Raw genomic sequence first — 13,290 nt, 5'->3', positions numbered from 1 at the left:
TAAACACGACCGACGGGAGGCGCAGCGTGGATTTTGCACTGACAGAAGAACAGACCGCGATTTTTGACATGGCCCATGCGTTTGGCCAGGACCAGATCGCCCCGCATGCCCGCACCTGGGAGGCACAGGGCACCATTCCCAAGGAGCTTTGGCCGCAGGTCGGCGAACTGGGGTTTGGCGGGCTTTATGTCTCGGAAGAGTCCGGCGGCGCCGGTCTGGGCCGGTTGGATGCAACATTGGTGTTCGAGGCGCTGAGCATGGCCTGCCCCTCGGTGGCGGCCTTTCTGTCGATCCACAACATGTGCGCCAAGATGCTGGACAGTTTCGGCAGCGACGAGTTGAAGGCGCGGGTCATGCCCGGCGTGCTTAGCCTGAACACGGTGCTGAGCTATTGCCTGACCGAACCGGGGTCTGGATCGGACGCCGCCGCGTTGAAGACGCGGGCGGAGAAATCCAACGAGGGCTATACCCTGAACGGCACCAAGGCGTTCATCTCGGGCGGCGGCTATTCGGATGCCTATGTCTGCATGGTGCGCACTGGCGAAGACGGGCCCAAGGGCATCTCCAGCGTCTATGTCGAGGACGGCACAGCGGGGCTGAGTTTCGGCGCGCTCGAGGAAAAGATGGGCTGGCGCAGCCAACCCACCGCGCAGGTCCAGTTCGACGATTGCAAGATCCCTGCCGGCAACCTGATCGGCACCGAGGGCGATGGCTTCAAATACGCCATGATGGGGCTTGATGGCGGACGGCTGAACATCTCGGCCTGCTCGCTGGGCGCGGCGCAGACCGCCCTGAACCTGACGCTGGCCTATATGGGTGATCGCAAGGCGTTCGGCAAAAGCATCGACCAGTTTCAGGCGCTGCAATTCCGTCTGGCCGATATGGAGATCGAGCTTCAGGCCGCGCGCACCTTCCTGCGGCAGGCGGCATGGAAACTGGACCAAGGCGCGCCGGATGCCTCCAAGTTCTGTGCCATGGCGAAGAAATTCGTGACCGAGGCCGGATCGAAGATTGTCGATCAATGCCTGCAACTGCATGGCGGCTATGGCTATCTGGCCGACTATGGCATCGAGAAGTTGGTGCGCGATCTGCGGGTGCACCAGATCCTTGAGGGCACCAACGAGATCATGCGGATGATCGTGGCCCGCCACATGCTGGCCAACCGTTGAGGATGCCGGGATGAGCGATATCGACATCCGCATCACCGGTCGCGCCGGGCGCATCACCTTTACCCGCCCGCAGGCGCTCAACGCCATGAGCTATGACATGTGCATGGCCGTTGATGCGGCGATGCGGCAGTGGCGCGACGATGATGAGGTGGCGCTGGTTGTGATCGACGCGCAGGGCGACAAGGCATTCTGTGCCGGTGGCGACATCGCCGCGCTGTACGACACCGGCACCAAGGGCGATTTCGCCTATGCCCGCCGGTTCTGGCGCGACGAGTATCGGCTCAACGCCTTTATCGCGGAATTTCCCAAGCCGGTGGTCAGCCTCATGCAGGGGTTCACCATGGGCGGCGGGGTCGGCATCGGCTGCCACGGTGGGCACCGGGTGGTGGATGACAGCACCCGCATCGCGATGCCCGAATGTGGCATCGGGCTGATACCGGATGTGGGGGGCTGCCATCTGCTGTCGCGCGCACCGGGATATCTGGGCGAGTATCTGGGCCTGACCGCCGGGCGCATGGCGGCGGGTGACGCGATTCTGGCCGGCTTTGCCGATCATTTCATCCCGCGCGAGAAATGGGCCGACCTGATCGAAATGCTGGAGGCCAGCGGCGACATTGCCCATGTGGCCGCACATGCCCTGCCCGCCCCGCCGTCGTCACTGGGCGAGATGCGCGCTGATATTGATCGCCATTTCGGGGGTGGATCGCTGCAGGCCATCCTGGACTCGCTCAGCGCGGACGACAGTGACTTCGCACAGAAAACCCGTGCGGTTCTGGCGCGCAATGCGCCGCTGTCGATGGCCTGCACGGTCGAGATGCTGCGACGGCTCCGGGCCGAGGATGCCACGATCCGGCAGGCGCTGGATCTGGAATACCGCTTTACCTGGCGGTCGATGGAGGATGGCGATTTTCTGGAGGGCATTCGCGCCCAGATCATCGACAAGGACCGCAATCCAAAGTGGCAGTACGCCGGGGATACCGGACCTGAGGCCGTGCCCGATGCCGTGTTGAACCACATGCTGGCCCCGCTGGGGGCCGATGCGTTGACATTCGAAGGGGAGAACAGACAGATGAAAATCGGGTTTATTGGCTTGGGCAATATGGGTGGGCCGATGGCGGCCAATCTGGCCAAGGCCGGGCATGACGTGACCGGGTTCGACATGGCCGATGTCACGATCGCAGGCGTGAAGATGGCAGGCTCTGCCGCCGAGGCCGCCAAGGGCGCCGACGTGGTGATCACCATGCTGCCCAACGGACAAATTCTGCGGGCGGTAGCCGCCGACATCATCCCGGCGATGGACAAGGGCGCGACCTTTGTCGATTGCTCGACCGTTGACGTGGACAGCGCCCGTGCCGTGGCGCAACAGGCCGAGGAAGCCGGGCTGCTGGCGGTGGACGCGCCGGTGTCCGGTGGCACAGGTGGCGCCAGTGGCGGCACGCTGACCTTCATGGCCGGTGGCTCGGATGCGGCCTTTGCCAAGGCCAAACCGCTGTTTGACATCATGGGCCAAAAGGCCGTGCATTGCGGCGCGGCCGGGGCCGGACAGTCTGCCAAGATCTGCAACAACATGATCCTTGGCGTGACCATGATCGCCACCTGCGAAGCCTTTGCGCTGGCCGACAAGCTGGGTCTGGACCGGCAAAAGATGTTCGACGTCGTGTCGACCTCCTCGGGCTATAGCTGGACGATGAACGCCTATTGCCCGGCCCCCGGTGTCGGCCCGCAATCTCCGGCGGACAACGATTACAAACCCGGGTTTGCCGCCGATCTGATGCTCAAGGATCTGCGTTTGAGCCAGCAAGCCGCCGAAAGCGCCGATGCAGATACGCCGATGGGCGCCTTGGCACAGGCGCTTTATGCGCAGTTCGTCGAGAACGAGGATGGCAAGGGCATGGATTTCAGCGCCATGCTGCCCCGGTTTGAAAAACGCGGCCACTCCGAATAACCAAGTTGCGGCGGGGGCGCACGTCCCTGCCGCATCCAGTTTGATATGAATTGTCTATATTTTCTCGCCCCCCATGGGCCGGTCTTTACCCTCCATTAAGCGCCCTGCGGTCAAATCACATCAGCATGTATGGCTGGTGAAAGGGACCGCAATGTTTAACAGCAATCTGGGTAATATCGACCGGATCGGGCGCATCCTGCTGGGGGCGGCGATGTTGATCCTCTATACGGTGATCGCCCCTGCGCCGTTCAGCTGGCTTCTTCTGTTCGGTCTGGTGGCGATGGCCTCGGGGCTTCTGGGCACCTGCCCGATCTATTCCCGCCTGAACATGAGCACGAACGAGGCGGATTGAGGCATCTCTAGTCGGTGCAAAGCGCCGCGATGCGATCATGTGCGGCGCGGGTGATCCGCGTGCCCTCCTCGATCGCATGGTTGGCGCGGTAAAATTCCAGCGTCGACATATCGGTAAGGTCGGCCGCCAGTGCCAGATCGGCGGGGTCGGCGGCCTCTCGGCTTTTGCGCAGAAACTCCGTCAACACATCAATCGAGGCCGAGACCACGTCAAAATAAGTCGGCTCGGCGGGCCCCTCGTCACGATCCGGCAACAGGCGGCGCAGCGGGTCGGGCAGTTTTTCCAGAAACTCCGGGGCCTGCAACGCGGTCCAAAGCTTGCCTTCGCTCGGCGCCCAAAGCGGCCCGCCCGCCTTGTCATTGGGATTGACCGAAAGAATTCGCCGCGCCCCCAGCGCGCGCGCGGCAGAAACCGGCACCGGGTTGATCAAGCCGCCATCCAACAGCCAGCGCCCGTCGATCCGGTGCGGTCGCAGGATTGCCGGCAGCGAGACCGAGGCGCGCACGGCATCCGCCAGAGACCCCTTGCGCAACCAGACCTCGCGCCCGGTTTGCATGTCGGTGGCCACCGCGATGAAGGGGTATTTCAGCTCTTCGATGGTCTCGGGCAGGCCAAGATCCCGCAGCAAGTCCATGATCGCCGCGCCTCGCATCAGCCCGCTGCGATCAAGCCGCAGATCGATCATCCCCATAAAGCTGGTGCTGCTCAGATCCCGCGCCCAGTCTTCCAGCGCATCCAGTTTGCCAGCGGCCCATGCCGCGCCGACCAGCGCCCCCATGGAGCAGCCCGCAACCATCGCGGGCGCCACCCCCTGCGCCTCCAACTCGCGCAGCACACCGATGTGGACCCAGCCGCGTGCGCCGCCAGAGCCAAGCGCCAGCGCCAGCCCCCCGGACATCACTCCGCTGCAACGCGGGAGGGATCAAGCAGCGGTTTCAGATATTGCCCGGTATAGCTGCGCGGATTCGCGGCCACATCCTCGGGGCGCCCCTCAGCGATGATCTCCCCGCCGCCGTCGCCGCCTTCGGGGCCGATGTCGATGATCCAGTCGGCGGTCTTGATGACATCAAGATTGTGTTCGATCACCACCACCGAATTGCCCTGATCCACCAACTCGTGCAGCACCTCCAGAAGCTTTTTCACATCCTCGAAATGCAGCCCGGTCGTGGGCTCGTCGAGGATATAGAGCGTGCGCCCGGTAGAGCGGCGGCTCAGCTCCTTCGACAGCTTCACCCGCTGCGCCTCGCCGCCCGAAAGCGTGGTCGCCTGCTGGCCGACCTTGATGTAATCAAGCCCGACACGCTGCAGCGCATCCATCTTCTCACGGATGCTCGGCACCGCCTTGAAGAACACCTGCGCCTCTTCAACCGTCATATCAAGAACGTCAGCTATGCTTTTGCCTTTGAACTGAATTTCCAGCGTCTCGCGGTTATAGCGCGCCCCTTTGCAGGTCTCGCAGGTGACATAGACATCGGGCAGAAAATGCATCTCGATCTTGATCACGCCGTCGCCGTGACAGGCCTCGCAGCGGCCGCCCTTGACGTTGAACGAGAACCGCCCCGGTTTGTAGCCGCGCGCCTTGGACTCCGGCAGACCGGCGAACCAGTCGCGGATCGGGGTAAAGGCGCCGGTATAAGTCGCGGGGTTAGACCGCGGCGTTCGCCCGATCGGGCGCTGATCAATGTCGATCACCTTGTCCAGATGCTCCAACCCCTTGATCGTCTCGCAGGGGGCCGGGGTCTGGCGCGCGCCGTTGAGCCGCATCGAGGCGGTCTTGAACAGTGTCTCAAGCGTCAGGGTCGACTTGCCGCCGCCAGACACACCGGTGACGCAAACAAACTCGCCCAGCGGGAAATCAACCGTCACGTTTTTCAGGTTGTTGCCGGTGGCCTTGACGACGGTGATCGCCTTGCCCTTGCCCTTGCGCCGTTCGGTCGGGACCGCAATCTCGCGTGCCCCGGACAGGTATTGCCCGGTGATCGAGGCCGGATCGGCGGCGATCTCTTGCGGAGTGCCATGGGCCACCACATGACCGCCGTGCACACCGGCACCGGGGCCAATGTCGAACACATAATCGGACTGGCGGACCATGTCCTCGTCATGCTCCACCACGATCACGGTATTGCCCTGATCGCGCAGATTCTTCAGCGTCTCAATCAGCCGGTCGTTGTCGCGCTGGTGCAACCCGATCGAGGGCTCATCCAGCACATACAGCACCCCGGTCAGCCCCGACCCGATCTGGGAGGCGAGCCGGATGCGCTGGCTTTCGCCGCCCGAAAGGGTGCCCGCATTGCGGCTGAGCGTCAGGTAATCGAGACCGACGTTGTTCAAAAACCCCAGCCGTTCGCGGATTTCCTTGAGGATGGCGCGGGCGATCTCTTTCTTCTGCGCGCTCAGACTTTCGGGGGCGGTGCCGATCCAGGCATGCGCCTGTTTGATCGACATCTGCACCACCTGCCCCACATGCATCCCGTCGATCTTGACCGCCAGCGCCTCGGGCTTCAGCCGGTAGCCACCGCAGCTTTGGCACGGACGGTTGTTCTGATAGCGCTCGAACTCTTCCCGGATCCAGTTGCTATCCGTCTCGCGATAGCGCCGCTCCATGTTCGGGATCACCCCCTCGAACACGCGGCTAACCTGATAGACCCGCCCGCCCTCGTCATAGCGGAACTGGATTTCCTCATCGCCCGAGCCGTAAAGAAACACCTGCTGCACCTTCTCCGGCAGATCCTTCCAACGCGCGTTCTTGTCAAATTCGAAATGCTTGGCGATGGCCTCGATGGTTTGCAGGAAATAGGGCGACTTGCCCTTGCGCCAGGGTGCCAGCGCGCCGTCGTAGATCTTGAGCGTGGCATCGGGCACCACAAGGCGTTCATCAAAGAACAGCTCCACCCCCAGCCCGTCGCAATCCGGGCAGGCGCCGAAAGGCGCGTTAAAGGAAAACAGCCGCGGCTCGATCTCGGGGATGGTAAAGCCCGAAACCGGACAGGCGAAGTTTTCCGAAAAAGTGATCCGCTCCGGCTCACCCTCGCCTTCGCGCGGGGCGGTTTCCAGAATGGCGATGCCGTCGGCCAGATCCAACGCGGTGCGGAAACTGTCGGCCAGCCGCGTCTCCATCCCTGCGCGCACCACGATCCGGTCGACCACCACATCGATGTCATGGCGGAATTTCTTGTCCAGCGTGGGCGGCTCATCAAGCTCGTAAAACTCCCCATTCACCTTGACCCGCTGAAAGCCCTGCTTGCGCAGCTCCAGAAACTCCTTGCGGTATTCGCCCTTGCGGTCGCGGACGATGGGCGCCAGCAGATAGCCACGGGTGCCCTCCTCCAGCGTCATCACCCGGTCGACCATGTCCTGCACCTGCTGCGCCTCGATCGGCAGGCCGGTGGCCGGGCTATAGGGGGTGCCGGCGCGGGCGAACAAAAGCCGCAGGTAATCATAGATCTCGGTGACGGTGCCAACGGTGGACCGCGGGTTCTTGGAGGTGGTCTTCTGCTCGATCGAAATCGCCGGCGACAGACCGCTGATATGGTCCACATCCGGCTTTTCCATCATGTCGAGGAACTGGCGCGCATAGGCGGACAGACTCTCGACATAGCGCCGCTGCCCTTCGGCATAGATGGTATCAAAGGCCAGCGAGGATTTGCCCGACCCCGACAGCCCGGTGATCACCACCAGCTGATCGCGCGGAATATCCACGTCGATGTTCTTTAGATTATGCTCGCGCGCGCCGCGCACTTCGATCTTTTTAAGCTCAGCCATATCGCCCCCGCACCACTGCCTATGAAATAGGGGAGTCGCGGCGAGTCTCCAACCGGAAAAAGCGAACAAAATATGAACGCGCGCCATTTCAGGGCATTCAATCTTTGTATTCTATTTATCGAATGTTATATGGGCGGCTATCGGTCGCTGAATCGGCTGTATCAGATAGAAAGGATCGCAATGTTCTTGTTCAGACGGGCCAGCAGTCGCGGCCTTAGCCCGCAAGAGGCTGTAGCAGGGGCAAAGGACGGCAGCGTCATCGTGATCGACGTGCGCGATCACGGGGAGTTGGCGATGTCGGGCAAGGCCAAGGGCGCGCTGCATATCCCGCTAATGCGGCTGCGCGACATGGCCGATCCGAAGCATCCCGATTACCGCCCGGAACTGACGCCAGAGGCCAAGATCGCGCTGTATTGCGCCAGCGGCGCGCGCTCGAACGCGGCGGCGTCGATCATGGCGCAACTTGGCTACAGTGATGTGCACAACATCGGCGGGCTGGGTCATTGGGTGCGGGCGGGCGGCGAGATCGAGCGCGGCTAAGCCGCCCTCACCCGCAGCGCTCACCCCTTGCGCGCCATCGCCCAAGCACAGATCGGCATCTCGGGATCGTTCTTCAGCGTGTCGTGCTCGGGGTCGAATTTCGGCGGCCAACTCTCTTCCATATTGCGCAGGGCGGCGTTGCGGTTGCCCCATTGCTCGGCCTGGATCTGATCCTCGTCAAAGCCGCATTCGATCAACAGGTTCTTCAGCCCCCGGGCCGACCAGCGCGAACAATCTGCCGGCGCGGCGTGGAACGGGATGAAGAACGGCACCGCAAGCCAGAAATGCCCGCCGGGGCGCAGCATCTCACGCACGTTCTGGGTCGCGCGATAGGGGCGATCCAGATGCTCCCAGACCTGATTGGCAAGGATCAGGTCGAACTGCAGTACCTCCTCCGCCGCATCGGTGAACGGGGCGGCGCAAATATCAAACTCAGGATAATTGAATTGCCGGTAAGAGGCGAACTCGAACATCCGCCCCCATTTGCCTGAGATCTCGGCCACCTCCAGATCGGGGCCCAGTGCCCGGATCATCCCTCGGCTGGCGCGGCCCATTGCGATGCGATTCAGACTTGCCACTGATGCCCCCTGCCCCCGCTACCTGACCGCCAGGAAACCACGGCCCGCGCGCCCGGTCTAGAAAAGAACGACCTCGCAGCGCCCCCCAAAGCCCGGCTTTTCCTTTCACTGCAAATATCCCCGCCAGAGGCAGGCGCCAAAGGCGCCCCCCCCACGACGAAACCGCCCCTCATCAGAAATGAATCGCGCGCCCATAGGCGTCGAGCACGCTTTCGTGCATCATCTCGCTGAGCGTGGGATGCGGGAAGACGGTCTGCATCAGATCCTCTTCTGTGGTCTCCAGCTGCCGACCGATCACATAGCCCTGGATCAGCTCGGTGACCTCGGCGCCGACCATATGGGCGCCCAGCAGCTCGCCGGTTTTCGCGTCGAACACGGTCTTGACCATGCCCTCCGGCTCTCCCAGCGCGATCGCCTTGCCGTTGCCGATAAAGGGGAAGCGGCCGACCTTGATGTCATAGCCCAGCTCTTTCGCCTTGGCCTCGCTATAGCCGACCGAGGCCACCTGCGGTTGGCAATAGGTACAGCCGGCGATGCTTTCGGGTTTGACCGGATGGGCATGTTTGCCCGCGATCAGCTCGGCCACCATCACGCCCTCGTGGCTGGCCTTATGCGCCAGCCAAGGTGCGCCGGCGATATCGCCGATGGCATACAACCCCTCGATCCCGGTGCGGCAGAATTCATCGGTCACAACATGGGTGCGCTCCAACTTGACGCCAAGCGCCTCCAGCCCCAGCCCTTCGACGTTGCCGACGATGCCCACGGCCGAGATCACGGTGTCGAACTCCATCTTTTCGAGTTTGCCGCCACTCTCGATATGGGCGGTGACCTTGCCGCCGCCCGTCTTGTTCGGAGCCCGGTCAAGCTGTTTGACCATGGATTTCTCCAGGATGGTCATGCCCTGTTTGACGAATTGCTTCTTGGCAAAGGCGGCGATCTCGGCATCCTCGACCGGAAGCACCCGGTCCATCACCTCGACCACGGTGGTATCGGCGCCCAGCGTGTTGAAGAAGCTGGCGAATTCGATGCCAATCGCGCCCGATCCGATAACCAGCAGCTTTTTCGGCATCCGTGGCGGATTAAGTGCATGTCTATAGGTCCAGACCAGATCGCCGTCGGCCTCCAGCCCCGGAAGTTCGCGCGCCCGCGCGCCGGTGGCCAGAACGATGTTCTTCGCCGTCAGATCCTCGGTGCCCTTGTCGGTCTTGACGCTGACCTTGCCCTTGGCAGGGAGCGTCGCCGCGCCCATAATCACGGTCACCTTGTTCTTTTTCAGCAGGTGCCCGACCCCACCGGACAGCTGCTTCGCCACCCCGCGCGAGCGTTTGACCACCGCGTCAAGGTCATAGCCGATCTTGTCAGCGGACAGCCCGAACTCCTTGGCCCGTTCCATCAGGTGAAACACCTCGGCCGAGCGCAGCAGCGCCTTGGTGGGGATGCAGCCCCAGTTCAAGCAGATGCCGCCCAGATTCTCGCGCTCGACAACGGCCACGGACAGGCCAAGTTGCGCCGCGCGGATCGCGGCGACATAGCCGCCCGGTCCAGCCCCAATGACGATCAGATCAAACGATTTAGCAGCCATGACATCCCCTCGGCACCGCCGTTGAAAAACTAGTTCACCATTAAACTATTCCGGAACGCACATCAATGGGCGCAAACAGGCATTCCCACCGCAGCGAAGATCTGCGGCGAATGCACCTGTCTCACAGAGGCGTCACCGCCCCGGCTCAGGACGCGGCCTGAAGCTCTCGCATGGTCACGCCATAGCCGCCGTCAGAGACATAGGCCGCCTCAGGCCCGGTCATCGCGCGCGACAGCGCCACGTTGCGATAGGGGAAGCGACCAAAGCGGCGGATCACCTCGCGATGGGCGCGGGCATGCAACAGGTTCGACGCGCCGGTTTCCGGCATCCGCTCGCACAGCAGCCGGACACAGCGATCCTGATCGCACAGGTTTTCCGAATGCATCAGCGGCAGGTAAAAGAACTGGCGCGCCGGTTCGTCAATCTTCATGTCCCAGCATTTGTCGATCGCCGATTTCGCGGCGGCGAGCGCCGCACGGTCGGTGGAAAACGCCTTGCCCTCGCCCCGGAACATGTTGCGCGGGAACTGATCCGTAAGAATGAGATAGGCCAGCGCACCGCTGGGATAGGTCAGCCAGAACGAAAATTGCCCGGCACTGGCCCCCTCCCATGTGACGCCAAAGCGGTCCCGGATCGCGGCATCCAACGCATCGTCCTGCGCGTACCACCCCTTTGGCCCGACCTCGTCCAGCCAGAAACTCAGAATCTCCTCAGGACCAACCATCCCCTCACTCCCCTTCTGCCGTTTCAGCGTAACACCCACTGTAAGAAGGGTTTGTGCGGGAAATACAGTAACGATTTGCAACAGCGGCAATAAACCGTGCGACATCAGGCCGCGTCGCTCGCGTCTTGGGCGTCTTGGGCGTCCTGTTCGGTCTCGATCGCGAATTCCTGCGCCACCTCGACAGCCACCGGGGTGGAGCTCGGGGACATCGGCGCATAGCTGCCGGTATCCTCGATCGGCACCGCCGGGCGCTGGGTGGTGCGATACAGCGCATAGCCCGCCAGCGCGAACAGCAGCAGCGCCATCAGCATGAAGAAGCCCGGCGCGCCGAACACGTCGTCGCCCATCAGCCAACCGGTGATCAGCGGCCCGGCGATGGCGCCCAGCCCGTTGATAAAGATCAACCCGCCAGAGGCCGCCGCCATGTCGTCATGTTCCAGATAATCATTGGTATGGGCGATCAGCAGCGAATACAGCGGGTTGGTCATCCCTCCCACCAGAAACGCCGAGGCCAGCAGCATGATATAGATCCCGCCAAAGATCATCCCCAGCACCGCGCCGACACCGGCGGCGGCCGCGACCATCAGGATCAGCAACCGGCGATCCATCCGGTCCGACAGCCAGCCCAGCGGATATTGCAGCAGCAGCGCCCCGACATAGAAGGTAGCGACAAAACCGGAAATCTCGGCCACGCTCAAACCGACCTTGGCGCCATAGACCGCGCTCATCCCGAATTGCGCGGCAAAGACGCTGCCCATCAGGAACATGCCGACGCAGCCCAACGGCGAGGTTTGCATCAACTGCTTGAGGTTCATCGGCTTGGTGGTGTCAAACGCCGGGGTTGGGCTGATCGACAGCAGAATTGGCGCGAAAGAGACCGAAATCAGCACCGAGGCCAGCACAAAGGTGTCATAGCCCGCCGGATCGCCCAACAGCATCATCGCCTGCGCCGTGACGACGCCCGCCATCTGCACGATCATGTACAGCGACAGCGCCTTGCCCCGGTTTTCATTGTCCGAGGCATTGTTGAGCCAGCTTTCCGCCGTCACATAAACGCCCGAAAAACAGAACCCGATCACAACCCGGCCCAGCGACCAGGCAAACGGATCGGCAAAGGTCGGATACAGGATCATCACAGCCGATATGAACGAGGCCAGCGCGGCAAAGACCCGCACATGCCCAACCCGCCGGATCATCTCGGGCGCAAGCTTTGATCCACCCAGAAAGCCCAGGAAATAGGCCGACATGACGATGGACATCTGAAAGGTGGTGAACCCTTCAATCCCGCCCCGGACCCCCAAAAGGGTGCCCTGCAGGCCGTTGCCGATCATCAACAGCCCCATTCCCAAAAGCAGCGCCCAGGCACTCGACAGAACTTGTTTCACAGGGGAAGCCTTTCTGTTTCGCGCCGAACCGTCCGCCCCAGCTACGGGGGGGAGACAGCGGCGTCAGCCCTATCCGCGACATGGGCAATGTCGCATTCAGGCAAAGCGGCCTCGAATGCGCAGGTTCCCCAACGCCTACCCCGCCTTTGCCCCCTCGTGCAAGCCTTGCCCACTGGCTCAGCGCGGATCAGGAAGCAGCAGCGACGCATCGCCATAAGAGAAAAAGCGATAGCCCTCGGCGACGGCGTGATCATAGATATCGCGGATGCGCTCAGACCCGATCAGGGCCGAGACCAGCATCAGAAGGGTCGATTTCGGCAGGTGAAAATTGGTCACCAGCGCATCGGTCACGCGAAACTCGAACCCCGGATAGATGAAGATGTCGGTCTCCCCTTCCCACGGCGCGATCTGGCCGCCGCGCGCCGCGGTCTCGATCAGGCGCAGCGCAGTGGTGCCCACCGGGATCACCCGGCCGCCCGCCGCCTTGGTCGCAGCGATCTGCGCCGCGGCGTCTTCGCTCACCTGCCCCCATTCCGCATGCATGCGGTGGGTGGTGACATCGTCCACCTTCACCGGCAGAAAGGTGCCCGCCCCTACATGCAGGGTGACATAGGTGAACGCGACCCCCATGTGGCGCAGCTTGTCCAACAGCTCGGCGTCGAAATGAAGCGAGGCTGTCGGCGCCGCCACCGCGCCAGAGTGTTTCGCCCAGACGGTCTGGTAATCGGTCTTGTCCTGCTCATCCGCCGGGCGTTTGGCGGCGATATAGGGCGGCAACGGCATCGCGCCAGCCTCGGCCAGCGCTGCATCGAAATCCTCGCCCACAAGATTGAATCGCAGCAGCCCCTGCCCCTCGGCCACGGCGTCCAGGGTGGCGCTCAACCCGGCGGAAAACAGGATGGCTTCACCGACGCGGATCTTTTTCAACGGCTTCAGCAGGGCCGCCCATGTACCATCGGCGCGCGGCTCCAGCAGCGTCACCTCGATCCGGGCGCGGGTGTCGCCCTGGGCGCCGCTGCGCGGACGCTCTCCGCTCAGGCGCGCCGGGATCACGCGGGTGTCATTCAGCACCAGCCTATCGCCGGGGCGCAGCCAGTCGGGCAGATCGCCCACATGGGCGTCGGTGATCGCCCCCCCGGCAGAGACCAGCAGCCGCGCAGAGCTGCGCGGCACCGCCGGGCGAGTCGCAATCAGCCGTTCGGGCAGGTCGAAATCAAAATCGCTCAGTTTCATGGCCTGCGCTATAGGACGGT

General features: G+C 62.9%; 11 protein-coding genes and 1 pseudogene. 5 read left to right on the top strand and 7 right to left on the bottom strand.

The genetic code is table 11. The features are described 5' to 3' along the window. The first annotated feature begins 26 nt into the window (after positions 1 to 26). The 4 genes and pseudogenes from E1B25_RS05300 (at position 27) to E1B25_RS05290 (ending at position 3,466) form a co-directional block, all read left to right on the top strand. Positions 27 to 1,169: an acyl-CoA dehydrogenase family protein gene (locus E1B25_RS05300; RefSeq protein ID WP_132827630.1), complete on the top strand. Its 1,143-nt coding sequence runs from the start codon at positions 27 to 29 to the stop codon at positions 1,167 to 1,169. 10 nt (positions 1,170 to 1,179) lie between these two features. Continuing rightward, positions 1,180 to 2,154: pseudogene (locus E1B25_RS22785) on the top strand (enoyl-CoA hydratase/isomerase family protein); the annotation flags it as partial. Positions 2,155 to 2,238: 84 nt separating this feature from the next. Beyond that, positions 2,239 to 3,114, top strand: coding sequence for a 3-hydroxyisobutyrate dehydrogenase (gene mmsB / locus E1B25_RS22780; protein ID WP_342635583.1), 876 nt, complete (start codon positions 2,239 to 2,241; stop codon positions 3,112 to 3,114). Between the two features lie 151 nt (positions 3,115 to 3,265). Next, positions 3,266 to 3,466 carry a YgaP family membrane protein gene (locus E1B25_RS05290; protein WP_132827627.1) on the top strand — a complete coding sequence of 67 codons (201 nt, stop codon included), beginning with the start codon at positions 3,266 to 3,268 and terminating at the stop codon, positions 3,464 to 3,466. Positions 3,467 to 3,473: 7 nt separating this feature from the next. Here the strand turns inward: E1B25_RS05290 and E1B25_RS05285 are convergent, their stop codons facing one another. Further along, positions 3,474 to 4,364, bottom strand: coding sequence for a patatin-like phospholipase family protein (locus E1B25_RS05285; protein ID WP_132827625.1), 891 nt, complete (start codon positions 4,362 to 4,364; stop codon positions 3,474 to 3,476). Beyond that, on the bottom strand, positions 4,364 to 7,228 hold the full coding sequence (uvrA, locus tag E1B25_RS05280) for an excinuclease ABC subunit UvrA (protein ID WP_132827624.1): 2,865 nt from the start codon (positions 7,226 to 7,228) through the stop codon (positions 4,364 to 4,366). The genes E1B25_RS05285 and uvrA overlap by 1 nt, the downstream gene beginning before the upstream one ends. Before the next feature lie 180 nt (positions 7,229 to 7,408). Between uvrA and E1B25_RS05275 the strand changes: the two genes are divergently transcribed. Beyond that, positions 7,409 to 7,768, top strand: coding sequence for a rhodanese-like domain-containing protein (locus E1B25_RS05275; RefSeq protein ID WP_132827622.1), 360 nt, complete (start codon positions 7,409 to 7,411; stop codon positions 7,766 to 7,768). Between the two features lie 20 nt (positions 7,769 to 7,788). On the opposite strand, the gene E1B25_RS05270 is transcribed toward E1B25_RS05275, so the two are convergent. From E1B25_RS05270 to queA, 5 genes are all read right to left on the bottom strand, one after another. Further along, complete coding sequence (locus E1B25_RS05270; RefSeq protein ID WP_245510615.1) at positions 7,789 to 8,346, bottom strand: class I SAM-dependent methyltransferase; 558 nt, start codon at positions 8,344 to 8,346, stop codon at positions 7,789 to 7,791. Positions 8,347 to 8,518: 172 nt separating this feature from the next. Continuing rightward, on the bottom strand, positions 8,519 to 9,928 hold the full coding sequence (lpdA, locus tag E1B25_RS05265; protein ID WP_132827621.1) for a dihydrolipoyl dehydrogenase: 1,410 nt from the start codon (positions 9,926 to 9,928) through the stop codon (positions 8,519 to 8,521). Between the two features lie 145 nt (positions 9,929 to 10,073). Continuing rightward, complete coding sequence (locus E1B25_RS05260; RefSeq protein ID WP_132827619.1) at positions 10,074 to 10,652, bottom strand: DUF924 family protein; 579 nt, start codon at positions 10,650 to 10,652, stop codon at positions 10,074 to 10,076. Positions 10,653 to 10,756: 104 nt separating this feature from the next. Then, complete coding sequence (locus tag E1B25_RS05255; protein WP_132827618.1) at positions 10,757 to 12,037, bottom strand: MFS transporter; 1,281 nt, start codon at positions 12,035 to 12,037, stop codon at positions 10,757 to 10,759. A 177-nt stretch (positions 12,038 to 12,214) separates the two neighbouring features. Continuing rightward, entirely contained in the window at positions 12,215 to 13,270 is a 1,056-nt protein-coding gene (queA, locus tag E1B25_RS05250; protein WP_132827616.1) for a tRNA preQ1(34) S-adenosylmethionine ribosyltransferase-isomerase QueA, read from the bottom strand. Between the last annotated feature and the right edge of the window lie 20 nt (positions 13,271 to 13,290).

It is taken from the genome of Antarcticimicrobium sediminis (genome assembly GCF_004348975.1).
Taxonomy (GTDB): Bacteria; Pseudomonadota; Alphaproteobacteria; order Rhodobacterales; family Rhodobacteraceae; genus Antarcticimicrobium; species Antarcticimicrobium sediminis.
Note: the sequence above shows the minus strand (reverse complement) of the source record. Positions and strands in the feature narration are given on the sequence as shown.